This window comes from Gardnerella sp. DNF01205 (assembly GCF_049244135.1).
GTDB lineage: Bacteria > Actinomycetota > Actinomycetes > Actinomycetales > Bifidobacteriaceae > Bifidobacterium > Bifidobacterium leopoldii.
In genome coordinates this window covers 888,189-913,532 of record NZ_CP058378.1, presented here as the reverse complement: position 1 = coordinate 913,532, position 25,344 = coordinate 888,189, and the positions used below count along the sequence as shown (strand labels likewise).

Below are 25,344 nucleotides of genomic sequence, written 5' to 3'. Positions count from 1 at the left end.
CTTTTATAAATCTCCTCGTTCCATTTTTCGCAAACGCGGCTCTGCGCTATCTTTTGCTCCCGTAATGCGGTAAACGTCAAAAACGCCTTCAATTTTACGGATAGCAGCAAGTAGAGTTGCTAAGTGCTGAGGATCTGCCATTTCAAAGGTAAATTGACTTGTTGCAACACGGTCATCGCCTGTAGCAATAGTTCCGGAAAGAATATTTACTCCATGATCTGAAAGAACGCGAGTAACATCCGAAAGAAGATGTTGTCGATCCAATGCTTCAACTTGGACCTTAACCAAGAACAAGCCTTTATCGCTAGTCCATTGAACAGGAATAACGCGCTCTGATTGAGTTTTTTGCAAATCGAGCATGTTCTGGCAGTCAGTCCTATGCACAGACACACCTTGGTTTCGTGTTATAAAACCAATAATCATATCTCCTGGAACTGGCATGCAACATTTTGCAAGCTTTACCCAAACGTCTCCAACACCCTTAACTGATACTCCCAAAGCGCCGTTAGACTTATGGCTGCGCTCAACATGACGTAAAGGCAATGCTTCTTGTTCTACTTCTTCTGCAACTTCATCAGCGCCCGCATCTTTTACTAAACGCGAAATAACATTCTGTGTAGAAACTTGGCCTTCGCCAATAGCCGCATATAAAGACTCAACATTAGTAGGCAAATTCAATTCATCAGCAACGCCAATTAATGCCTGCTGCGTCATCAAAGTAGTTAAAGGCAAGTTACGTTTACGCATAGCGCGAGTTAGCTCATCCTTGCCCTCTTCAATCGCCTCAGAGCGGCGTTCCTTGCTAAACCATTGACGTATTTTATTTCGAGCACGAGGAGATTTTACAAAACTCAGCCAATCGCGTGATGGTCCAGCTGTATCCGACTTTGAAGTAAGTACCTCTACAGTGTCACCGTTTGAAAGCTTCGTATCAAGAGGAACTAAACGTCCATTTACACGAGCACCCATCATGCGATGACCAACTTCAGTATGCACAGAATATGCAAAATCAACAGGAGTTGCATCCTGCGGAAGCGCAACAATACTCCCCTTTGGAGTAAAAACATAAACTTCAGAAGCACCAAGATCTTGCTTTAATGAACCTAAGAATTCATCTGAATCTGGAGTCTCACTAGTCCAATCAGCAAGCTGTTGAATCCACTTAAGATTATCTGCTTCGCTAAGCTCTTTTTTGTCATCAATATTATTTTCGCGTTTTAAATCATCATTATCAGGCTTACTTAAAGCGCGACCAGCCTGACCATTAGCTTTGTACTTCCAATGCGCTGCGATACCAAATTCAGCACGCCTATGCATATCCCATGTGCGTATTTGAATCTCTACTGGCTTTCCACCAGGGCCTACAACTGTAGTATGCAAGCTTTGATACATATTCAACTTTGGAGTTGCAATGTAATCCTTAAAACGTCCTGGAACAGGGCTCCATCGAGCATGCACTGCACCTAATGCTGCATAACAGTCACGAATAGAATCGACTATTATTCTCACGCCAACTAAATCGTAAATATTAGCAAAATCATGACCTCGAACGATCATCTTTTGGTAAATAGAGAAATAATCTTTTGGTCGACCTTTTACTGATGCTTTAACGTGTTGTTCTGCAAGATCTGCATTAATTTCTTCAAGAATTTGTCGTAAATAAACTTCGCGCTGACCTGCTCTACGAGCAACTAAAACAACAATTTCATTATAAATTTTTGGATACAGTACTTTAAAACTCAGCTCTTCAAGTTCAGTTTTAATTGCATTCATACCTAAACGGTTAGCAAGAGGCGCATATACGTCAAGAGTTTCTCTTGCTTTTTTATGTGAACTTGATGGCTTAACATACCTCCAAGTGCGAGCATTGTGCAAACGATCCGCAAGCTTTACTACAAGCACTCGCACATCGCGGCTCATTGCAACAACCATCTTACGAATAGTTTCTGCTTGAGCACTTTCGCCATATTCCATGTTGGATATTTTTGTAACACCATCTACAAGACCTGCTACAGTATCGCCAAATTCAGCTCGACATTCTTCTAGCGTGTAATCTGTATCTTCTACAGTGTCGTGTAATAATCCTGAAGCAACAACAATTGGTCCCATTCCAAGATCTGCAAGAATTTGAGCTACAGCAAGAGGATGAATAATGTATGGCTCACCAGATTTGCGTCTTTGACCTGTATGCTGCTTTACAGCACGATCATAAGCTCTATGAAGAATGCTCATATCCTCATTAGGATGATGCCATTGGCACATGCTCAATATTGGCAATAATGGATTTCGAGAATCTTCGCTGATTTCACATCCGAGCCTATTGGATCCTTTTACATCCTCTTGAAGTTCACCCATTTGGCACCTCCTGGTACTTTTACTATCCTACCTGCAATTCGCTCAATACACTACAAAAACAAAAAATACATACAATAAATCCGACTCAGTTTTAAAAACCGGTCGGATATTTATAAAAAGATTATTGTACGCCAGTGGAGCCAAAACCTTTATCAGAGCGATCAGATTCAGGTAATTTAGATGCGGGAATAAATTGTGCTTCTACATAACGTTGTATAACCATTTGAGCGATACGATCACCTTTATGGAATTGCACTGTGTTCTCAGGATCTAAATTAATAAGAGGAACCTTAATTTCACCACGATACCCGGCATCAACTGTTCCAGGTGCATTTAGCACAGTCACACCCTGTTTTGCTGCTAAACCAGAACGAGGATGCACTAAAGCAACATAACCTGCAGGTAAAGCTATAGCAACTCCAGTAGGAACAAGCGCTCTCTGGAAAGGACGCAAGGTAAAATCTTGGGTAGTTCTTAAATCGGCACCTGCATCACCTGCATGCGCGTAGCAAAGCGGCTGTAATGTAGATGTTTCATCATCGAGATACTTAATTAATACCTCAACCTGTTCGGGGCCAGTATAGGTCTCGTCATATGCCATTTAAGCTGCGCACTCCTTGCAAATAGGCTGACCATCAGCATTAGTTTCAGCTAACTGGCTGCGATGCTTAACTAAGAAGCATTCAGAACAAATAAATTCATCGCCTTGCATAGGGATAACAGTTACGGATGCATCTTCGTTACTTAAATCAGCACCTGGCAACTCGTAGTCTTCAGCAATAGCATTTTCATCATCGTCAATATCGCTGCTTGAATTTTGAGAACCTTTACTCAAAGCTTCCAACGACTCTTCGTCCTCATCTTTGCTACGAGGAGAATCATAATCCTGTGCCATTATGGTCCTTTCGTTTTTAAAGCTACTTACGCGCATAGCATACACGAATGCTACCCCGTATATTACACATTTTTTATTTTAAATAAAATGGTAAAGAATGCAGTGTATGGACTAAAGTATATAAATAGTATTGTTAAAAGCGAAGAAAGTGGTGCATAATGCTTGAAAATCCGCCAAAAGAGGCGAGTTTCGACCATATTGACGCAGACGGTAATTTGATTTTCATTTGTGAAAACACGCCGTTACGTATTCAAGTGGACGACACGCTGGAACGCGCCATCGCTGGTTCACATAAAATTACGAGTAAAAACAGCGATGAACAGAACTCAGCAAACGCTGGCGCAAATTCTATGCAATCTAATGCAACATTGCCTATTTCGCAAATTCAGGCATTGATTCGCGCAGGAGTTGCACCTTCACATGTAGCACAAAGATACAACGTTAGTGAAGCACAAGTTAGGCGTTTTTCTGCAGGCGTTGAAACCGAAAAGCAGTATGCAATTGAGCAGTTCCTTCTAGTACCTGCTCCTAAACAAAGCAATATGCGCACTATTGCAGATTTAATTGAAAGAACGTTAGCTAAAGCACATATTGGCATGGAAACAGTGCAATGGAAAGCAACGCGCAGAGGATTAGAGCCATGGCGAATTACTGCTACTTTCAAAACTGCTAGTCGCACTATTAAAGCTGAGTGGACATGGAACATGCATGACAACTCTGTTACATGCGCGAACCCTTCGTCTAGATTATTGCTTGGTGAAGATGTTAATGCAGCGGATACTTCTAAACAGTCTCCATATGGTGGAGCTTATAGAGACACTGTAAGCATTAATTTCCCATTCAACACTGAAGAGCTTCCAGGAAATTCTATTCGTTCTGCCAGAATCGAACGAGCTGTTTCTCAATGGGAACTTAGAAACAGTGACAAACTTGCAGATGCACAAGCCCAATCTTCCTTCGAAAATCAGGACAATAATTCTGACATACAGCAAGTATTAGAAAAAGGCTATTCTAAGCGTTCTACTAAAACAAATACGCAATTTATTAAAGAAGATAATTCTCAGCAGCCTTCGCTAATACAACCGGATGCTGAATTTATTAATAGAAACGAAACGAATAGCAAAATCGTCAATGAGTCTAATGAAGCACAAAAATCATTGGCTGCAAAAGTTCAAAATGCTGAAAAAGCAGATATTGTTAATACGAATTTGCAAAAAAATGCTGCTGAAAGTAATCAAAATTCTGCTAAAAATAATCAAGAAATTAATGCTAATGGTCAAGAAAAATCATCTTCTGAGCACAATAAACGTAAAGCTGGAAGAGCAGCAGTACCAAGCTGGGATGAAATATTATTTGGTGAAAGCTAAATAAGAAGTTTAAAAATAAATTTTTCGCTTATTGACAATATGTGTGACACTCTTAGTAAAATTTGAGTGTCACACATTTTATTTGCTAAGTTGTGATTTATAAAAACATTTTCAATACTAGAAGCAAAAACTCACTAATTACACTAAATCTATGAGGCACGGAATATCCATTTCCATGTGAGTCATTGATCCATGAACGCTAGGTAAACTCATAGCTTTATCAGATTGAATGCGAGAATCAACAATTGTGTAAGCTCCACAAGCTTGCACAATAACATCGCCAATAACAGCCTCTGCCCTGTTGTTTACTAAACCAAAAAGACCATCGTCAATGGCTTGTTTTTTACTGCGTACAATTGCATTAGTTCCAAAATATTCACGCCAACGGTAAATAATATCTTCAGGATTTGCGTCACTGTTAGCATACAACATTACAGAACGAGGTTCACCACCAACCATCGATATGCCTTTTATCAGCTTATCATGCTTAGCAATATCAACTCGCTTATTTGGATCAGATTTAATCATCCCATGATCTGCAGTAATAACAATTAATGTTCCAGGAGCACAATTTGCTCGCAAAAGACGCAACTGCTCGTCAATTTGCTCAAAAACAGAAACCCACTGCTGAGAATCCCAACCATAATTATGACCGGTTTTATCAGCGTCACGTAAATACATATAAGTTAAACCTGGAGTTTTACTGCTATTAGCAGCCTTAAGAATGCGAGCTCTAGGAGTTCCAGCAGTAATATAATTTGCTCCACGAAAAGCAGCTTTGGTAAGAGGAGTATTTTCAAACTTTGGTAATCCCACGCTATCTGCACGGACTCCATTAGAAACTAAACTTTCAAATATAGTTGGCTCTTGCTGCAAAACTAGCGGATCAGGCGCATCATTAAATTGAATAAGCTGCGCAAGTTTACCAGTTTGAGAATTCTTTTGCGTGTAACCGGTCATACAAGTAAGACCCGGACATGTGCCTGTTCCAAAAGTAGCCATTGCAGCAACAGTTGTGCTTGGGACACACGTGCTAATTGGTCTTTGATTTATTGATTCTTTAAGCAAGGATCGTAAGTAAGGAGCGTGACCTTTGCGCATAAGAATATTCCAGTATCCTAAACCATCTATTAGCACTACAATTGCAGAATTAGATTTAGGAAAACCAAGGCTTTCTCGTAAAGCGTGTGGATCGTTATGAATAGCTGTTTTAACAGGAGCGTCTATTGCATCACTTAAAGCTGGAAGAACCGAAGATATATGTAACGCTCCACCAAGATTTTTTTCATTAAAATCATAAGAAAAATTTTCATTAACTGCGAAATTAGAAAAATCACCGTACTTAACATTTCCAACGAATTGTAAAAGATCATTTTCAGACGGTATTTCAGCACTCATACTTACTATTGAACCACTTATATTGCATTGGACAAAACGCGAATAACAAATATTTATATAAATAACTAATCAAATTGCTGAAAAATTCAGTAAAAACATGCTGTTTGTGCATATAAATTGGTAAGATTGATAGCCGTAATGTCATTCAAGGAGTTCTAAATATGCCCTCACGCCATCACTCAACACAGCAAGCTTTCGACCCAAGAAAAGTTAAAGAGCATATTGTTGAAACACCATTGAACGAAGAAATGAGCAAATCCTTCCTGGAATATGCTTATTCAGTTATTTATGCTCGAGCTTTACCGGACGCACGAGACGGAATGAAACCAGTGCAGCGACGCATTGTGTATCAAATGGGCAATATGAATTTGAGTCCTGATCATGCTTATATGAAATCAGCGCGCGTTGTTGGTGAAGTAATGGGTAAACTTCATCCTCACGGTGATTCTGCAATCTATGAGGCAATGGTTCGCTTAGCTCAACCATTTTCCCTACGCTTGCCACTTGTTGACGGACACGGTAATTTTGGTTCTCTTGACGACGGTCCAGCAGCTTCTCGATACACCGAAGCGCGTTTAGCTCCTGCATCACTAGGTATGAACGCGGATATCAACGAAGACACAGTTGATTTCGTACCAAATTACGACAATAAACTAAAAGAACCTACTGTGCTTCCTGCAGCTATTCCAAATCTTTTAGTAAATGGCGCTTCTGGAATTGCTGTAGGCATGGCAACTAATATGGCAACGCATAATCTAGGCGAAGTAGTTGCTGCAGCAAAATATGTTATGAAACATCCTGACGCAACCCTAGATGATCTTATGAAACTAGTTCCAGGACCTGACTGGCCTAGCGGAGGAATTATCATCGGTCGAAGTGGCATTCGCGAAGCTTACGCAACAGGTCGCGGAGCATTCACTACAAGATCTACAACACATATAGAAAATATTACTGCTCGCAAAAAAGCTATTATTGTTACAGAACTTCCGTTTATGGTTGGACCAGAACGCGTTTTGGAAAGAATTTCTCAAGGAGTTAAATCAAGAAAATTAGACGGTATTTCAGGTGCTATTGATTTAACAGATCGACATAACGGAACTCGTATTGTTATTGAGATTAAGACAGGCTTTGATCCTAACGCTGTGCTTGCTCAACTTTTTAAGCACACTCCTTTGCAAGAGAGCTTTACTATTAACAATGTTGCACTTGTTGACGGCAGACCTCACACAATGGGCTTGAGAGAGCTATTAGACGTTTGGATTTCTCACCGCAGAACAGTAGTACGCAGACGCAGTGAATTTAGGCGCAAAAAAGCTCAAGAACGCTTACATTTGGTTGACGGCTTACTTCTTGCACTTCTTGATATTGATGAAGTAATTCAGGTTATTCGTTCATCTGAAGATGCAGATAGTGCAAAAACTAAGTTAATTAAAGTATTCGATCTTGATGAAATTCAAGCACAGTATATTCTTGACTTACGTCTTCGCAGACTTACTAAAATGAGCCGAATAGAGCTCGAAGCTGAACGCGACGATTTGCTCAAAAAAATTGAAGAGCTAAATCAAATATTAAGTTCTGAAGCGAAACTCGACAACGTCGTAATAGCAGATATGGATACTGCAGTTAAACAATGGGATACTCCACGCAGAACAATTTTGCTTGACGAAAATGAAGATGGTAGTTTTACTCCAGTAGCCTCCAGCATAAATAAAAACAGTGAGGATATTGCGATTAAAGCTGTGCAATCAGCAAATAAAATTACTTCAACTCAAGCAGATTTGGCTGCAGCAGCTAATGCAGCTCGTAAAACTGGAGAAGCTGACGCATCTTCTGTTGCAATGCAATTAAGTGACGAGCCTTGTGCAGTAGCATTAAGTACTTCAGGGTTAATTGCCAGAACAAGCATTGCAGTGTTAGAACATTGGAATTCGCACAACAACAACGTATTTAACACTCCTTGTAAAACAATGTTTGAAACAACAACGCGTTCAACTTGTGCTCTTGTTACTTCATCTGGTCGACTAGTTCTAGCTCATGTTGCAGATTTGCCACAACTTAACTATGAAGAAGGAAAACCTGCGCTGCTCAGCCATGGAGTAAAAGCACAAGAATTGCTAACTTCCACACAAAGCACGGATCCAGTAAGAGGAGAACGCGTAGTTTCAGCAATAGCATTTGATGCCTCACAAAACGCTACTCCACTTGCAATCGGCACACGAAACGGTGTAGTTAAAAGATGGAATTTTGAAGCTCCAACTACCATGGATTCATGGAGCATAATTGACTTAAAAGACGACGACACCGTTATTGCTGCAGCCCCAGCGGAAGACAACGACAGACTTGTGTTCATTAGTAGTGATTCTTCATTACTTACTTTTGACGCTAAACAAGTTAGGCCACAAGGACGTACAGCAGGCGGAATGGCAGGTATTCGTTTAGCAGAAGGCGCTAAAGTTGCAACCTTCGCAGTAGTGCCAGAAAAATCAATAGAGTGGCATTACGAAGAAGGCGAAAATGGTTTATTCTCCGCTTCTGGAACAGTAGTGTTCACCGTTGCTGGAGACAGTGAAGCTCTTCCTGGAACCGAAAACGGTTCTGCAAAGATTACTCCATTTGACATGTACCCAACAAAAGGTCGCGCAACTGGTGGCGTGCGCTCGCAAAGATTCCTTAAAGGTCAAGATACGTTGATACACGCGTACGTTGGATACTATCCATTGCAAGCCGTTACAGAAGGCGGAAGCAATGTTGAGCTACCTAAACCAGATATGCGTAGGGATGCTTCTGGAACTGAGCTTGTTTCCCCAATTGCACATATTGGATAGCATTACGAACAATTTTTAGAAAATTATTAGTGATTAGTCACCAATAAGAAAATAGATAATATAAAACTAAAGCTATTAAAAATTAGGTAAATTTTTTAAAGAGAAAGGGAAAATATGTCATTTTGCACTCATTGCGGCATTAGCATGGTAGACGATGCAAAGTTTTGCGAACAATGCGGTACGCCTAACGAAAATTACGAAGATAAAACTAAAGAACAAGAAATAAATCAAGTAGAGCAACAAACACATACACAAGAGTTGCAAAAAGAACCTAATAAAGGTAATAAAAATCATAAGAAAAAAGGTGCATTCATATCAATTATTTGCGCAATAATCGTTCTAGCTATAGTTGCAGCCATTGGAACAATTTATTACATGACGAGAGTACAGACAAATTCAGGTATGGCTACAGTGCCAGTAATTAAAGATACAAATGCTCAAGCTGCTGCAACGAATTTACGCTCAAAAGGTTTTAAAGTACAAATTGTTAGGGAACTTAATAAACGCAAAAAAGGTTCCTTCATTTCATTAAAAGGCATTAAACCAGGTAGTAAAGTTAATCATTCCACAAAAATAACAGTTGTGGAATCTCTTGGTCCAGGTATGCCAAAAAACGTTATTGGGAAAACTGTAGACGAAATTACTGACGAAGTAAAAGCAATGGGCTTAAAAGTAGAAGTTCATAAAGTTCCTGCAACAGTAAAGCCTGGAACCATTATTTCAACTTATCCTATGCCCGGAGAAGCTTTTAATGCAGCTTACGAAGGTGACAATATGCATATTGCTATTGCTAGTAAATGCAACAAAAAAGTAGTACCTGCAGACTTGTTAGGAAAAGATATAGACAGCGCAAAACAAATACTGGAAAAAGTTGGAATAACGAAATACGAATTAAAACCACGATTTTCTTCTCGTAATTATATTGATAAAATTGTGGGCTCCTACCCTGCATTGGGTGAAGAAAATTTGAAAGAAGTAAAAAAGGTTACTCTATACTACGGTGTTGATGCAAGTGAAACAAAAGAAGTACTAACTAAAAAAGAGCATCTGGACGGAATAAATAATGCTGATGTCCGCGTAACAAAAGGCCTTTCTCCAATTGCAGGAGTTTGGTGTAATAAAGGCGGCGAATGCTTATACTTCAATGAAATGCCATCGTTTGTTGAAGGTGAATCTACAGTTGTGTTAGGGACACGCGTTGGCGATCTCATGAATGATGGAGCTAAGCCTATTATGATAAGTGATGAAAATTATCTTAGCATGAATAACTATTCGCAAGATATATCTGGATCTATTCTATACGATAAAAAATTACCTATGAATGATATGATGAAAAATCATTTACTTTCCGGCGATACTGGCGCAGTAGAATTCTACAAAGGATTAGATTTGCCATCTTGCGGAAACAATATATTTTCCCCATCACCAGGTGTAAGAGTTTGTGAACATGGTAAAGATATAAACGCAGAAAACAGCCCTGAAAAATTTGATGATCAAGGAATGTATAAAGGTTCTAACAAAGATGCTAATACAGGATTAACCTACAAAATGCATGATTTCTTTGTACTTGTTCCTGTAAATACAAAATTTGATGAACTTGAAAAGAGCGGATACTTTAAAGGCAAAGGGAAAAATAAGCCTGATTTTAGCCGACCATTCATTATGCGAAGAGATCCAAAGCTGTACGATAAAACACAAGTAGCTATTCCTGATGGAGTTACTGGACCCGATTATCCAACTAGCCCGTTTGTGCCAACGAAAAAGAACAAGCCAGTGCCTTTCGCGCCAGCTCCAGACGACGACAATGTTTATTACAAGATTGAAGAACCTTTAAATTGGTTAAGGTTCGATATTATAAAAACCTTGTAGTTAAAATTTGACGTTGTAAAGCAAATAATATTAGCACTTAAAAAAACGCTTAATCATTTGCTTATCAATAAATTAAGCCCTTCTAGTTGTAGTATTTCAACTTTTTAAGGGCTTAATTTTATTATAAGAGATTATTATGCATAAACGCGCATCAGACGCACATGCATAAAAGTCATTACAGCGAGAAGAATAAGCAAATAAGCTGGAAGCAACATCATGGAAACATTCTGTGCAACTATTCCAAAAATCGCAGGTATTACCATAGAGCCGATGTATGCGCTTGCCATTTGCATGCCAACAATTGCTTGAGACTTATCAGCACCAAAATAATGCGGAGTTGAATGAATGATGCATGGATAAACAGGAGCGCAACCAAGTCCAATAATAATGAATCCTGTAACAAGCTCAATATGATTCGGCAAAGGCAGCAGCAACACCAGAATGCCCATAAGCATTACGCACTGCCCAATACGAATCATGGTTGCATCGTTAAAACGCATAGTAAGAAATCCGCTTACAAAACGACCAACCGTAATACCAACATAGAACAGGCTTGCCCAACCAGCTGCAACAATGCGGCTAACTCCTCCATGCAAAACCATGTAACTACTAGCCCACAAGCCTGCAGTTTGTTCCAACGCACAATAGCAAAAGAACATAATAAGTATATTTTTAGCTCCTGGAATGCGCAAAATTCCCGCATAAGATACCTTTTCAAAAGATTTTGTTTTTGACTCAACGATCTTATTCAATTCATTCTTTTTATTGTTTTTCCACAACGGCAAACTCATGAGCAGCACAAGTGTTAAAGCAATCTGCATAACGGCAATATACTGGTATCCAGCAGTCCATCTTTGACCATGCGAAAGCGCAAAACCCATAATATAAGGACCTGTAGAAGCACCAATTCCCCACATGCAGTGAAGCCAGCTCATATGCCAACTCTCATAGTGCACTGCAACGTAGTTATTAAGAGCCGCATCCACTCCTCCAGCACCTAAACCGTAGGGTATAGCTAGAAAAATAAGCACAAGATAATTCGGAGCAAAAGAAAAACCTAGTAGCGCTAAAGCTGTTAGAGCAACTGAAATAAGCGTAACTTTCCCAGGGCCAAATTTGCACGTAAGTTTGTTCGAAAGTAATGCAGAGATAATTGTTCCTGCAGAAATAACCATTGATATTCCGCCAGCACAAGAAATTTGCGCACCAATATCGTGACTCATCGTAGGCCACGCAGCTCCTAAAAGAGCATCCGGCAAACCCAAACTAATAAAAGCAAGATAAATAACAACAAGAAGAAGGTTAATCATAAAATTCCCAAACATTAGTACTTCATATTTCTAACGCAAACACGCCTTCATAAAGCAATATAAAGGAATATAAATATACAAGGCGACATAAAGCAACGCAAACAACATGCCGACATCAGGTATCGATTTTGGAACGATCAAAGTCATCAGCGTTATCAACAATAAACTGCTTGCGCGGAGGAACATCATCACCCATCAGCAAATCGAATACTTCGCTCGCTTGCTGAGCATCTTCCATACGAATCCTTCGAAGCATACGGGTTCTAGGGTCCATAGTAGTGTCTGCAAGCTGATCCGCATCCATCTCGCCCAAGCCCTTATAGCGCTGAATATCGCTGTTAAAATCAATGCCCTTAGCTTGCAAATCATCAAGCTTTCCAGCCAATTCGTCGTCTGAATAAGTATAAATATACTCACCCTTTCGCTTTCCAGCGAGCGCAATTCTGTGAAGAGGCGGCACTGCAGCATAAACATGACCGTGCTCAATAAGCGGACGCATATAACGATAGAACAGCGTCAGCAGCAAAATACGAATGTGCGCGCCGTCAACATCAGCATCAGTCATCATAACAATCTTGTTATAACGCGCTTGCGAAATATCAAAACTTGCGCCCGATCCCGCTCCAACAACCTGAATAATTGCAGCACACTCTTTGTTTGAAAGCATTTGTGCAAGACTTGCCTTTTGCACGTTCAAAATCTTACCGCGAATTGGAAGAAGCGCTTGGAAAGCAGAGTTCCTAGCAGCTTTTGCAGTGCCAAGTGCAGAATCACCCTCGACGATGAAAAGTTCTGCAACATCGTCGTTTCCAGGCTGGCAATCAGAAAGTTTTGGTGGCATTGAAGCAGACTCAAGCGCATTCTTTCTGCGCGTAACTTCCTTAGTTTTACGCGCCTGAATACGCGCATGCATTTCGGAAACGATTTTTTCCAAAACCCTAGCAGACTGCTCTTTGAATCCTCGCTTAGATCCAGTAATCATTTCGCCAAATTGAGCATCAGTCATTTTAGTAACGATTGGCTTAACTTGTGCGGTTCCAAGAACATCCTTAGTTTGACCTTGGAATTGAGGCTCAGCAATGCGGACAGTTACGACTGCTACCAATCCTGCTGTAATGTCGTCTCGCTCAATTTTCGTATTCGAATCTTTAAGATTTACTTTTAATTTGCGTGCGTTGTCTTCAACAGCTTTACGAATTTGCTTGGTCAATCCTTGCAAGAATCCGTCAACGTGCATACCTCCGCCAGGAGTTTCAACAACGTTTACGAAACTAATAATCGTTGAATCGTAGCCGTTTACCCAACGCATTGCAATGTCAACGCCGCACTTACGCGTTACTTGTTGAGCATGCAAATCTCCAGCAGAATCAACAGCTTGCGTTTCTTCTACATATGTATCTTCGCCAGAAATACGCCAAATATCCGATACTGCTTCACCTTTTGAAAGAAAATCAACGAAATCTTTGACGCCACCATTATGCAAAAATTCAACTACTCGAGGATGATGCTTATTTTGCATTGAGTTAGCAGACTCAGCATTTGCAACAGATTGTGCAACTGATTCTTCAGATTCAGCATCTTCATTCGCGATATTTTCAGTCTCATCTTCAGAATCATCTTCATCTTCTAATGTTGTTTCAGATTCTAATTCTTCAAATTCAGGCACAGAGTCATCGCTATTATCAGACTGGTTTTCAAGAAGATTATCTTCTGCAGCATTATCTTCTATAACATTGTCTTCTGGAGAATCAATTTCTTCAATATTTGCAGATTCACCTTCAGGCACATGCTCGTCAATAACAGTAATTTTTAAGCCTGGAACCAGGAAACTTGTTTGACGCACGCGAGCAATAAGCTGCTCATAGCTGAAATGCGCAGTTGAGTTAAAAATTTCTGGATCCGCCCAGTAGCGTACACGAGTGCCGGTAGTTTTTGGCGAAACAGTGCCAATAATTTCAAGCTCAGTAGGCTTATTTTTTCGCGTGCGCTTAAACGGAGAAGCAGGAGATGGATGCTCTGGATCTGCATCACTATAAACTCCAGGATGTCCCTGATGGAACGCCATATGATGCGTTTTACCGTCTCTATCAACTTCGACATCCAAACGCAAACTCAAAGCGTTTACAACAGAAGAGCCAACGCCATGTAAACCGCCTGCAGCATTATAAGAAGCGTTGCCAAACTTTGCTCCAGCATGAAGCTTAGTTAAAACAACTTCAACGCCTGTAAGTTTTGTTTTAGGCTCAACGTCTACTGGAATACCACGACCGTTATCTGCAACTTCAATAGATCCATCGTCGTGAAGAGTAACAATAATATGATCGCAAGCTCCAGCTAAAGCTTCGTCAACTGCGTTGTCAATAATCTCCCAAAGGCAATGCATTAAACCTTGACTGTCTGTAGTGCCAATATACATGCCTGGACGCTTACGAACTGCGTCTAAGCCTTCAAGCACAGTCAAGCTATCAGCATCATATTGCTCTTTATGAGAGACCACTTCTACCCCTTGCACTTATTAAACGTACAACCGATTATTTTAAGCAATAAGTGTCGTACTATCGCAAAAGCAACAATACGACACTTTGTAATATAACTTCACACAATCACTGATCTAAGAAGTCACGCAAAGTTTGCGATCTAGAAGGATGACGCAGCTTAGACATTGTTTTAGACTCAATTTGACGAATACGTTCACGAGTAACACCATAAACGCGACCAATATCGTCTAAAGTCTTTGGTTGACCATCTTCCAAGCCATAGCGCATCTTAATAACTCCAGCCTCTCTAGGGGCCAAAGTTTCCAAAACTTGCCTAAACTGTTCTTGAAGAAGCGAGAATGCAACAGCATCAGACGGTGCGATTGCGTCAGTATCTTCAATCAAATCGCCAAACTCAGAATCGCCATCCTCACCCAAAGGAGTGTGCAAAGAAATCGGTTCACGACCGTACTTTTGTACTTCCTGAACCTTTTCTACTGGCATATCTAGTTCGCGAGCAAGCTCATCTGGTGTAGGTTCACGACCTAAATCTTGAAGCATTTGACGCTGAACCCTAGAAAGCTTATTAATAACTTCAACCATATGCACTGGAACTCGAATAGTACGAGCCTGATCTGCCATAGCACGAGTAATAGCCTGGCGAATCCACCAAGTTGCGTAAGTTGAGAACTTAAAGCCCTTCTTCCAGTCAAACTTTTCAACTGCACGAATCAAACCAAGGTTACCTTCCTGAATCAAATCAAGGAAAAGCATGCCTCTACCCGTATAACGCTTAGCAAGAGAAACAACAAGACGCAAGTTTGCTTCAAGAAGATGATCTTTAGCTTTCTTACCATCTGCTGCAGCCCACTTAAGCTCACGCTTACGCTTAAACTCCATTTGATCAATTTGAGTATCAAGCAAATGCTGAGCATACAATCCAGCTTCAATACGCTCCGACAAATCAACTTCTTGCTCAGCGTTAAGCAAGCTCACGCGACCTATCTGCTTTAAATAATCCTTAACAGGATCTGCAGTAGCGCCTGTAGCAATTACACGACGCTTAGGATTACCAGACGGAGTTAGATTATCATCATCGTCATCGTCTCGTACAACAAATGCGCCTTTTGCTTGTGGCACTTGCGGAGCATCATGCTTAATTTCGTCGTGATCATCAATTTCATCAAGATCTTCAGACTCTTCATCATCAAGATCATCTGCAACGTCAATATCGCTTAAATCGTCAACATCAGATATATCTTCTGGCTGGATATCGTCTAAATCATCAAGATTCAAATGTTCATCATCAACATCAAGATGTGGATCGTCATCTAAAGGATCGTCAATAGATAATTGATCTTGAGATTCAATGTCTACGCTATCCTCGGTTTCGTCATGTTCAGCATCAGACAATACTGATTCAGTATCAATCTTGTTGTCTTCAGTTTTCTTTGAGCGAGAACTGCGCGTCTTGCTATCAGCTGACGAAGTTCGAGTACTGGTTTTACGCGCAGCGCTAGCCTTGCGAGTTTTTACAGGCTTAGTATCATCTTGCATTTCGTCGCTGTCGACCGTTGATCCAACTTCACTCGTCAAACTGTTCCTCCTGTATTATCCCCTTGTAACGCATATAGGCATAGTTCATGCAAGGGCAAGTTTTACCTTAAGTAGTAAACCATTTAAGCAAGACGATTATTCCCCAACTAATTTTTGCGGCGTGGCGAATTATTCAATCCATGCTGGCTCAAGACCATTTTCGAATGCTCCACAAACTATTTTTGCCATAGAACAATCAGGATCAATTCGCAATGCACAATCACAATAATACTTTACTTCTCCGAGCCTAAACCACCAGCTGATATAAGCTAACAAAGCGTAAACTTGCACAGATAACTTTGGAATGCTTCTAGTAATAATAGCCATAGATTTTAAAATTTTGCACGCGAAAATAGCTCTCTTTATATCAGGCTTATTATTTGTTTGAGTGAATTTTGCTTCTAAACAATGCCGCAAATTACGAGATACTTCAGGAGTGTGAGGGCACCAAGCAAATTCCGACAAAGTTTTTTCGTCATACCATTCTTGATTTTCATCCAGAATAGAAATAAGCATTGCATCACGAACATTAATATTATGCAACATTGCTATTGGCAGGTTTACTAGATCATATCCAAAAATTTTTTCATCGTAAGCAAACATGTTGTACCATCGCATAAGCGCTCTGCTTGCAATATCTCTAATAGCGTATTGCTTGCCATTTCGATCAACATTTTCTATAAAAGCTTCCGAAACTGCAGGAACCCAATATTCTAATCCTTTAATCCATTGCGCACTGTCACTACAGTTGTTGTAAATATATTCCTTAGAAAAAGTCATAAAAAAGCTGCACTCTTTGGAAGGATATATATTCCCATTAATATCTGAAATTTCTCTTCCAGCAAAACTTTCAAAATCTTCTGAACCTGCAAAATCTAAACAACCATTAAAAGAATTAGCGCTTTCGCCATAAATTTGCATAAGACTTTGCATATCAAAGTCATCCATACAATTATGCGATATCTTCGTTTTCAAATCATCCTCTACAATTTCCATGCATACTCCCCCTCATTTTTTACATGATTTTTTACATGATTTTTTATTTTGATAATCAAACTATGCAATAGCATTTTTTGATATATTGAAGTTTCTCAAGATATAAGTCAGCATTCAATAAAAAATTATTTCTGCGGTGAAAAGCTTATTAAAGCATAATAATAACTGCGTTTTGTAATGTTCAGCCCTGTGGATAACTTTCATAATATGAGCACATTTATAGGCAACAATTACAGTCTTAACGATATTGAATCTAGAATTGCTTTTTTAATTTCTCAGCAATTTAATACGGAACTAGAAAATAATCTTTCATCCACATGTGCGCAAACATTACAGCAAGTAATAAAGCAAGCTATTGTTTCAAGCGAAGGCGGAAAACGTCTTAGAGCTCTTCTTACGATTTCAGCATTTTACGCTGCATCAAAAGAAAACAATATTCAAAAGATCCATGAACAGTCTGTATTTGACATAGCTTGTGCTCTAGAAGTATTTCAAACAGCTGCATTAGTTCATGATGATATTATTGACGAATCTTATTTGAGACGTGGAAAGCCTAGTGCGTATTGTGCATTAAGTAAAGCTTGCAATAATAAGCATATTGGCACAGGCTTAGGTTTAATGCTGGGAGATCTACTTGCCACAGAAAGTTTCGATATTGCAAGAAATTGTGCGAAGAATTTTACTTATGGCGAGGAATTGTTAGCAGCATTTGCATCTATGCAAAGAAATGTTGGTATTGGTCAAGTATTGGATTTGTCAATAGAAATGATGCAACTAGATAATCCAATGCAACTTGCTGAATCATCTTTGAATGTTTTTAGATGGAAAACAGCCAGTTACACTACAGTTGCTCCATTAACTCTCGGCTTTCTTGCAGCAAACATGCAACCAAGCGAAGCATACAATCTTGCTAATTCTATTGGCGATTCGTTAGGTGTTGCTTTCCAAATTGCTGACGATTTGCTTGATATTGTTTCAGATAGCAAGATTACAGGTAAACCTATTGGCGGTGATATTAGAGAAGGCAAGCGTGCAGTTCTTCTTGCAGACGCTTTGCAATACGGAACCGATAGTGAAAGAGAAATACTATTAAAAGCTTACACGAGTAGTACTCGAAGTGAAGATGATGTAAATAAAATAATACAGATTTACTATGATTCTGGTGCTATTGAAAAATCAAAAAAGCGAATTGAGAATCTGTGGAATGATTCACAACAAGCAATCGAATCGAGTACATTGAGCGATAGTGGAAAAGCTATCTTGCATGAAATCAGCAAACGATTTATACCTGAAGCATGGCGTAATGTACAATAATATTTAGTAAATAACGCTCGAAATTAGCCTTCTTTACTATCTTGCTTGTACACTCGTAAGTAGTAAAAATGGTTTTACGCGTATAAGGATTGTGACAATGGATGAAGCTACGCAGGCGCAGCCAGGTATGCGCATTGAAAATCGCTATCGCATTGTGCGCAAAATAGCTCAGGGTGGCATGGCTACTGTTTATCAAGCAGAAGATGAACGCCTTGATAGACCTGTAGCAATTAAAATCATGCACACTCAACTTGCTCAAGGGGTACATCGCCAGCAATTTATTGCTAGATTCCGCAGAGAAGCAACTTCTGCTGCAGCAATTGCAAATCCACATATTGTACAAGTGTATGATACAGGCGAATATGACGGGCTCGATTATCTTGTAATGGAATATGTTCATGGCGTTAATTTGCGCTATGAAATGAATATGCAAGGCACATTCAGTGTGCGAGATACGCTGCGTTTACTTGCAGAAACTTTGGATGGTCTCGCTTCTGCACACAACGCTGGAGTTGTGCATAGAGATATTAAGCCGGAAAATATTTTAATTAACGATCGAGGTCATGTTCAGATTACTGATTTCGGTTTAGCTAGAGCAATTTCGCAAGCAACATTATCTTCTACAGGATTGCTTCTTGGCACAGCAGCTTATCTTGCTCCTGAACTTATTGAGCATAATCTTGCAACTCCTCAAGGTGATTTGTATTCAGCAGGCATGATGGCTTGGGAAATGCTTGCAGGAAGAGTGCCTTTTACTGCAGATAATCCTGTTACGCTTGTTTTTAAGCATGTGCATGAAAACACTCCTTCAATTGCTACAGCTTGCCCTGGAATTAGCGAAAAAGTTGCACAATTCATAGCAAACTTAACTGCTCGCGACATGAACGAACGTCCTAAAGATGCAAGTGATGCATTAGCAAAATTGCGTGCACTTTCTACACAATTAAACCCTGAAGATTGGCAATACAAAGCAGAAGAACCACAAGAATTTTCAGAAGAAACAGACCTTTCTCCTATCAACAATTTGCGTGTTGCACCTGAAGCAAATTATTCGGATAAATTGAATCCTAATAATAATTCAGATGCTACACAAGCAATAAATACTTCAGGCTCTGACTTTTCTGCTAATTCAAACTCTTTATTGCAAAATGCTACAGACGAAACTGTTGCAATACCTAGAGATAATTCTGTAAGTGGACTCGATTCACGCACAAATAATGATTTAAATAATTCTGAAGTCAATAATGTAGCAATAGATAATTCACTAGCGAAGCCCGACGGTGCTTTCGATACGAATAATCTTCAAAAAACACAAGCTATGCAATGGCATGCTGCTAATGCAGAAGATGCGTCATACAATTCGCAGGATAATCCTTTAGAAGAATTTGACGATAGCAATATGCCAACAATTGCTATTAGCTCTGGCAATTTTAACAACAACTTAAATGCAACAAAACCATTTGGCATGTCGAATAAAGCGAAAAACTTAGCAAACAAGCCTAATCGCTCTTCTAAAAAGCGTGTTTTCCTTATTGCAGGTTTAAGCACAGCTGGAGTATTGACAATTGCTGCTATCGGTGGTTTTTGGTATTTCTTAGGTCCTGGCAGTTATTGGACGCTGCCTAAGCCTGATGATCTTCAATGCAAAAATTATGCATCTTGCAAAATAACTGATGTAAATTGGCAACAATATGAGCACACACTTAAAATTGCTGGAATTCCTTACAAAGTTTCAAAAGATTATAGTGATGATGTGCCAGAAGGAAAAGTAGTTTCAACAAATCCTGATGTCGTCGGCAGCCATATTCAAAAGCACAATAATAGCACTCTTAATGTTGTTATTTCGCGTGGAATTCGTAAGTCTACAATCCCAGATGATATTACAGATCCAAAAACCTACAATGGCAAAAATCCTTTGAAAACATTGCGTAAAGCAGGCTTTACTAACATTGTTCACGATAAGTCAGGAGACACGTATTCTATAGATATACCATCTGGCAGCTTAATTGATATTAACCCTAAACCTGGCACACGCATGAACCATAACGAAGAAGTAAGTGTTTTACTTTCTAAGGGACCTAAGCCTGTGCAAATGCCAGATATTGTTGGGAAAGCAAAGAGTGAAGCTGACTTAGCTTTAACCGACGCTAAGCTGGATGTAAAGTACGAAGAAGAAAATAGCGATACTGTAGCAAAGGGTAAGATTATCAGCGCTTCTGTTGAAGCTGGTTCTGACTTACATTGGGGCGATAGCGTTAAAGTTGTTGTTTCAAAAGGTCCAAAAACTGTTACATTGCCAAACGTTTGCGGAAAGAGCAGTGATGAAGCTAGAAGGATTATTGAAAGTCTAGGGCTTAAAGTTCGTATTTCTGCTCCACTTGGTGATTTAATGCACGTAGTGCGCTTCCAATCCCCTGGAGCTGGAAGCGAAGTGCCATTGAAGGATTCTAATGGAAATCCTTCTATCATTACTCTTACAGTAATATAAGCGTGTCTTAAGTATTATAAAAGCGGCGGAAGCTAAATAACTTTCGCCGCTTAAATATTTGAATATAAATAAAATTTAAATATCTAATAACGCTAACTTAATAGCATTAGGATCAGCATTATATTATTTATTTTCGTTACTTTCTTCACGTTTTTGGCGCATACGTTCTTTTACGGTTTGAGCATATTCATCAACGTATTCTTGACCACTCATTTGCTGAATAGATTTAGTCACTTTATCTGTAATTTCGCGTAAACGCTCGTGAGTAATCTCGCTTTCGTCACGAACACGCTCTACTTGAATAGGCTCGCCATAAATCGCCTTAGTCTTGCCTTTTGCTGGAATAACTTGACCATGCACTTGTAATTCTCTAGTTCCAATAATTGCAACAGGTATAATCGGGCAACCTGTTTCAAGAGCAAGACGTGCAGCACCAGTATGACCACGATATAAACGACCATCTGGGCTTCTTGTGCCTTCAATATGAATGCCAAAAAGCTGACCTTTTTCTAATATTTCACGAGCATGATTCAAAGCACCAAGCGATTTTGCTCCTCCAGAACGATCTACAGGGAAAACGCCCACAGAAGTAAACCACCACTTCTTGAAACGACCCTTTAAACCTTTGCCTTCAAAATATTCTGCTTTACCCATAAAGTGAATCATACGAGGACAAGTCAATGGCAGAAGCGCGTCATCAATAACAGCAAGATGATTTGCAGCAATAATAGCTCCACCTTTTTTAGGAACATTTTTAACACCTTGCGCTGATGGATGAATCCTCATGCGGGCAATACCCCCAAGTCCCTTCACGAAGAACCAGTACAACATACCATATCCTTTCTTGCAAGTCCAATTTCGAACATTTTAAGCATAGAATCAGGAAGACTTGCTACAGTATAGTTCATGACTTCTTCTAAGAATACCAACGACCCTCGCCGTGACGACGAGTTAATGTCAGAATCGTTAAAGAATAATCAAAAACAAAACAACGGAGATTTTGATGACGAATGGTCATCTTTTGTTGCAGAACATTCTGACGACATGAACGATATTGCTAATTCACGTAGCGCAAAAAGTTTTGAAAAGCACGCTCAGAAAGAAGAAAAAAAGAAAGAGCGCAACACTATAGCAAGCGACAATAATTCTAAAAATCAAAAAAGTGTAATAAAAAATAAATTTAACTTAAAAAATCTAAGTAGCCATAAATCTTATATTATTCCTACTAGAATGCAAGATTCTCACACAATCATAACTGCTAAAGGTCCTCGTGATAATACTCGCACAAGTTGGCTTGATTTAGATAATACTATGGAAGCATATGGCGATGATTTTGTGCCTCCAAATCCACAATTTTATAACGTATCTTTAGTTAATGTAGTTTTGTGGATTCTATTTGTTATAGGTGTATTCGGTGTTATTGTAAGTGCTTTTATTCCTGCTATAGCGAACGTTGCTGGCATTATATGCGGCTTATTAATGCTACTTAGTGGAGCAGGATTACTTATGAATCGCAAAAAACCTGATCCTTATAAGGAAGATTACAGCGATTATGGAGATGGCGCTCGAATATAGCTAGTAATCAATCGAATATAATAAAGGCGGCATGATTTTGATCACACCGCCTTTTATTTATTTACTTTAGTAAGCTTTCAAGTTACTCAGCTTCATTTTCAGCTTCGTTTTGACCATGGCAAAGCTTGTACTTACGACCAGAACCGCATGGGCACTCGTCATTCTTATTTGTTCCTGGGAACGTACGTCCATCAGACCATGGAGTCTTCCATTCTTCATTCTTTGGTCGCATGCTCAATGGAACATCTCCCTCAGCATGGCTCAAAGGTGCAGGACCGACAATACCAGCAGCTTGATCTTCAGCATCTACCTCAGATGAAGCTTGTGCAACATCTTCATCAAGCTCATCGTCAGAAGAAATATCTTCAGTAGAAGCAATCTGATTGATATCAATATGGAATAGAAGCTGAATGCTTTCTTCCTTAATTGCCTCAATCATTGAATTGTACATCTGGTAGCCTTCACGCTGGTATTCAACAAGAGGATCACGCTGACCCATACCACGCAGACCAATACCATCCTTCAAATAATCCATCTCATAAAGATGTTCACGCCACTTGCGATCGAGAACAGAAAGAACAACGCGACGTTCAATTTGACGAAGTGGATCAGCACCGAGACGATCTTCGACGAGAGAGTAAACCTTTACTACACTGTCGACGATCAAATCACGCAAAGCAGAAACAGCTTTTTCGCCCTTGAGATTGATAATCGTTTCACGTACCTGATCCCAATCAAGAAGTACAGGCATTACAGAGTTAAGAGCATCTTTTAAGCCGTCCAAATCCCAATTCTTTGGCTTATCAGAACCGTTCATTGCGCCACGCACATAGCTTTCTACGGTGTCACTGATGAACTTCAAGATGTCCTCGTGAATATCTTCACCCTTAAGAACCATCTGACGCTCTGCATAAATCACAGTACGCTGCTTATTCATAACATCGTCATACTTCAAAACGTTCTTACGCATTTCAAAGTTACGAGCTTCAACAGTCTTCTGTGCGGTGCGTACACCGTTAGAAACGTACTTAGACTCAATTGGTTCGCCTTCTGGCAATCCCTTAGCCATAACACGAGCAACAAGCTGAGTGTTGAACAGACGCATCAAATCATCTTCCAAGCTCAAGTAGAAGCGAGATTCGCCAGGATCGCCCTGACGACCAGATCGACCTCGAAGCTGGTTATCAATACGACGAGATTCGTGACGCTCAGTGCCAAGAACATACAAGCCACCAAGCTTCTTAACTTCTTCATGCTCGTCTTTAACTTGCTCTTTAACTTCAGCTAAAACGCCTGGCCAACGCTTCTCATATTCTTCAGGAGTATCGTCTGGAGAATAACCATCAGCCTTCAACTTTGCATCAGCCAAGAATTCAACATTGCCACCAAGCATAATATCAGTACCACGACCTGCCATGTTAGTAGCAACAGTTACAGCACCCTTACGACCAGCAACAGCAACAACAGCAGCTTCCTTAGCATTCTGCTTAGCATTCAAAACCTGGTGAGGAATGCGAGCAACGTCAAGGAGTGAAGAAAGAATCTCAGAAGATTCAACAGAAGCTGTACCAAGCAACACAGGCTGTCCTTTAGCATGGCGTTCAGCAACATCGCGCACGATAGCAGTAAGCTTTTCTTTCTTTGTGCGGAAGATCAAATCGTCCTTATCTTTACGAATTACTGGACGATTGGAAGGAATTGGAAGAACACCAAGCTTGTAAGTTCCCATGAACTCTGCAGCTTCAGTCTCAGCAGTACCAGTCATACCAGCAAGCTTGTCGTACATGCGGAAATAGTTTTGCAAAGTAATAGTAGCAAAAGTCTGATTTTCTGCCTTAACTTCCACATTTTCTTTAGCTTCAATTGCTTGATGCAAGCCCTCGCTATAACGACGACCTGGAAGAACACGACCAGTATGCTCATCGACAATCAAAACTTCGCCGTTGGTGACAACATAGTCACGATCTAGAAGGAAAAGCTCCTTAGCTTTCAAAGCGTTATTCAAATAACCAATAAGAGCTGTATTGCTTGGCTCATAAAGGTTATCGATGCCCAAATAATCCTCAATTTTTGCAATGCCAGGATCAAGAATACCTGCGGTTTTTTTCTTTTCGTCAATCTCGTAATCAACATCGCGAGTAAGCTTCAAAACAAGTTTTGCAAATTCACGATACCAATGAGTTACATCACCTTCAGCAGGACCTGAAATAATAAGTGGCGTACGAGCTTCATCGATAAGAATGGAATCAACCTCATCGACAATTGCATAGTGATGACCGCGTTGCACAAGTTCGCTCTTTTCCCACGCCATATTATCGCGCAAGTAATCGAAGCCAAACTCATTATTTGTACCGTAAGTAATATCAGCATTGTATTGCTTACGACGCTCAGGTGGCTGCTGGTCGGTAATAATGCAGCCAACGCTCATGCCAAGGAATCTATAAATACGACCCATAAGTTCGCTTTGATAGCTAGCAAGGTAATCGTTGACTGTGACAACGTGCACGCCTTTGCCTTCCAAAGCATTCAGATAGCTTGGCAAAGTAGCGACCAACGTTTTACCTTCACCAGTTTTCATTTCTGCAATATTGCCCCAATGCAATGCAGCACCACCCATAAGCTGCACATCGAAATGACGCTGGCCAAGCGTACGCTTTGAAACCTCTCGCACAGTAGCGAAGGCTTCAGGCATCAAATCATCAAGCTTTGCACCATTGTCTAAACGCTGCTTGAATTTAGCAGTTTGACCCTTCAATTCTTCATCGGAAAGCGCGGAAATTTCATCTTCCAACGCATTCACAGCCTTGGCTACGTTCTCAAGGCGCTTCAATTGACGGCCTTCACCCATACGCAAGGCTTTATCGACGATATCTACCACG

16 protein-coding genes are annotated in these 25,344 nt (G+C 40.0%); 6 read left to right on the top strand and 10 right to left on the bottom strand.

Annotation, left to right across the window (positions count from 1 at the left end; translation table 11 throughout):
* Positions 1–3: 3 nt before the first annotated feature.
* From HXT47_RS03830 to HXT47_RS03820, 3 genes are all read right to left on the bottom strand, one after another.
* Positions 4–2,355, bottom strand: a complete 2,352-nt coding sequence (locus tag HXT47_RS03830) for a RelA/SpoT family protein (RefSeq protein WP_004119477.1) — start codon at positions 2,353–2,355, stop codon at positions 4–6.
* Positions 2,356–2,476: 121 nt separating this feature from the next.
* The gene (gene dut, locus HXT47_RS03825; protein ID WP_004106773.1) at positions 2,477–2,956 is read right to left on the bottom strand and encodes a dUTP diphosphatase; all 480 of its coding nucleotides are present in this window, start codon (positions 2,954–2,956) and stop codon (positions 2,477–2,479) included.
* Positions 2,957–3,250, bottom strand: a complete 294-nt coding sequence (locus tag HXT47_RS03820) for a DUF4193 domain-containing protein (protein ID WP_004106775.1) — start codon at positions 3,248–3,250, stop codon at positions 2,957–2,959.
* 158 nt (positions 3,251–3,408) lie between these two features.
* Between HXT47_RS03820 and sepH the strand changes: the two genes are divergently transcribed.
* Positions 3,409–4,617, top strand: a complete 1,209-nt coding sequence (gene sepH / locus HXT47_RS03815; RefSeq protein ID WP_421776938.1) for a septation protein SepH — start codon at positions 3,409–3,411, stop codon at positions 4,615–4,617.
* Between the two features lie 138 nt (positions 4,618–4,755).
* On the opposite strand, the gene HXT47_RS03810 is transcribed toward sepH, so the two are convergent.
* Entirely contained in the window at positions 4,756–6,015 is a 1,260-nt protein-coding gene (locus HXT47_RS03810; protein ID WP_410297343.1) for an alkaline phosphatase family protein, read from the bottom strand.
* 161 nt (positions 6,016–6,176) lie between these two features.
* Here HXT47_RS03810 and HXT47_RS03805 point away from each other — a divergent pair, with 161 nt between their 5' ends.
* Together HXT47_RS03805 and HXT47_RS03800 are read left to right on the top strand one after the other, a co-directional pair.
* A complete protein-coding gene (locus tag HXT47_RS03805; protein ID WP_004106781.1) occupies positions 6,177–8,840 on the top strand; it encodes a DNA gyrase/topoisomerase IV subunit A in 2,664 nt (887 codons plus the stop codon).
* Between the two features lie 144 nt (positions 8,841–8,984).
* Complete coding sequence (locus tag HXT47_RS03800) at positions 8,985–10,709, top strand: PASTA domain-containing protein (RefSeq protein WP_004106782.1); 1,725 nt, start codon at positions 8,985–8,987, stop codon at positions 10,707–10,709.
* Positions 10,710–10,843: 134 nt separating this feature from the next.
* On the opposite strand, the gene HXT47_RS03795 is transcribed toward HXT47_RS03800, so the two are convergent.
* The 4 genes from HXT47_RS03795 to HXT47_RS03780 all read right to left on the bottom strand — a co-directional run bounded on the left by HXT47_RS03795 (position 10,844) and on the right by HXT47_RS03780 (position 17,088).
* Positions 10,844–12,019, bottom strand: coding sequence for an MFS transporter (locus HXT47_RS03795; RefSeq protein ID WP_032842534.1), 1,176 nt, complete (start codon positions 12,017–12,019; stop codon positions 10,844–10,846).
* 115 nt (positions 12,020–12,134) lie between these two features.
* On the bottom strand, positions 12,135–14,516 hold the full coding sequence (locus HXT47_RS03790) for a DNA gyrase/topoisomerase IV subunit B (RefSeq protein ID WP_004106785.1): 2,382 nt from the start codon (positions 14,514–14,516) through the stop codon (positions 12,135–12,137).
* 106 nt (positions 14,517–14,622) lie between these two features.
* Positions 14,623–16,092 carry an RNA polymerase sigma factor gene (locus HXT47_RS03785; RefSeq protein ID WP_421788868.1) on the bottom strand — a complete coding sequence of 490 codons (1,470 nt, stop codon included), beginning with the start codon at positions 16,090–16,092 and terminating at the stop codon, positions 14,623–14,625.
* A 129-nt stretch (positions 16,093–16,221) separates the two neighbouring features.
* A complete protein-coding gene (locus HXT47_RS03780; RefSeq protein WP_415683886.1) occupies positions 16,222–17,088 on the bottom strand; it encodes a hypothetical protein in 867 nt (288 codons plus the stop codon).
* A 207-nt stretch (positions 17,089–17,295) separates the two neighbouring features.
* Between HXT47_RS03780 and HXT47_RS03775 the strand changes: the two genes are divergently transcribed.
* Together HXT47_RS03775 and HXT47_RS03770 are read left to right on the top strand one after the other, a co-directional pair.
* Positions 17,296–18,402, top strand: coding sequence for a polyprenyl synthetase family protein (locus HXT47_RS03775; RefSeq protein WP_415686892.1), 1,107 nt, complete (start codon positions 17,296–17,298; stop codon positions 18,400–18,402).
* A 97-nt stretch (positions 18,403–18,499) separates the two neighbouring features.
* Entirely contained in the window at positions 18,500–20,890 is a 2,391-nt protein-coding gene (locus tag HXT47_RS03770; protein ID WP_421788866.1) for a protein kinase domain-containing protein, read from the top strand.
* A 123-nt stretch (positions 20,891–21,013) separates the two neighbouring features.
* On the opposite strand, the gene HXT47_RS03765 is transcribed toward HXT47_RS03770, so the two are convergent.
* Entirely contained in the window at positions 21,014–21,721 is a 708-nt protein-coding gene (locus tag HXT47_RS03765; protein ID WP_032842512.1) for a lysophospholipid acyltransferase family protein, read from the bottom strand.
* A gap of 75 nt (positions 21,722–21,796) precedes the next feature.
* On the opposite strand from HXT47_RS03765, the gene HXT47_RS03760 reads away from it, so the two are divergent.
* A complete protein-coding gene (locus tag HXT47_RS03760; RefSeq protein ID WP_421788865.1) occupies positions 21,797–22,465 on the top strand; it encodes a hypothetical protein in 669 nt (222 codons plus the stop codon).
* Positions 22,466–22,547: 82 nt separating this feature from the next.
* On the opposite strand, the gene secA is transcribed toward HXT47_RS03760, so the two are convergent.
* The gene (secA, locus tag HXT47_RS03755) at positions 22,548–25,343 is read right to left on the bottom strand and encodes a preprotein translocase subunit SecA (RefSeq protein ID WP_421788864.1); all 2,796 of its coding nucleotides are present in this window, start codon (positions 25,341–25,343) and stop codon (positions 22,548–22,550) included.
* Between the last annotated feature and the right edge of the window lies 1 nt (position 25,344).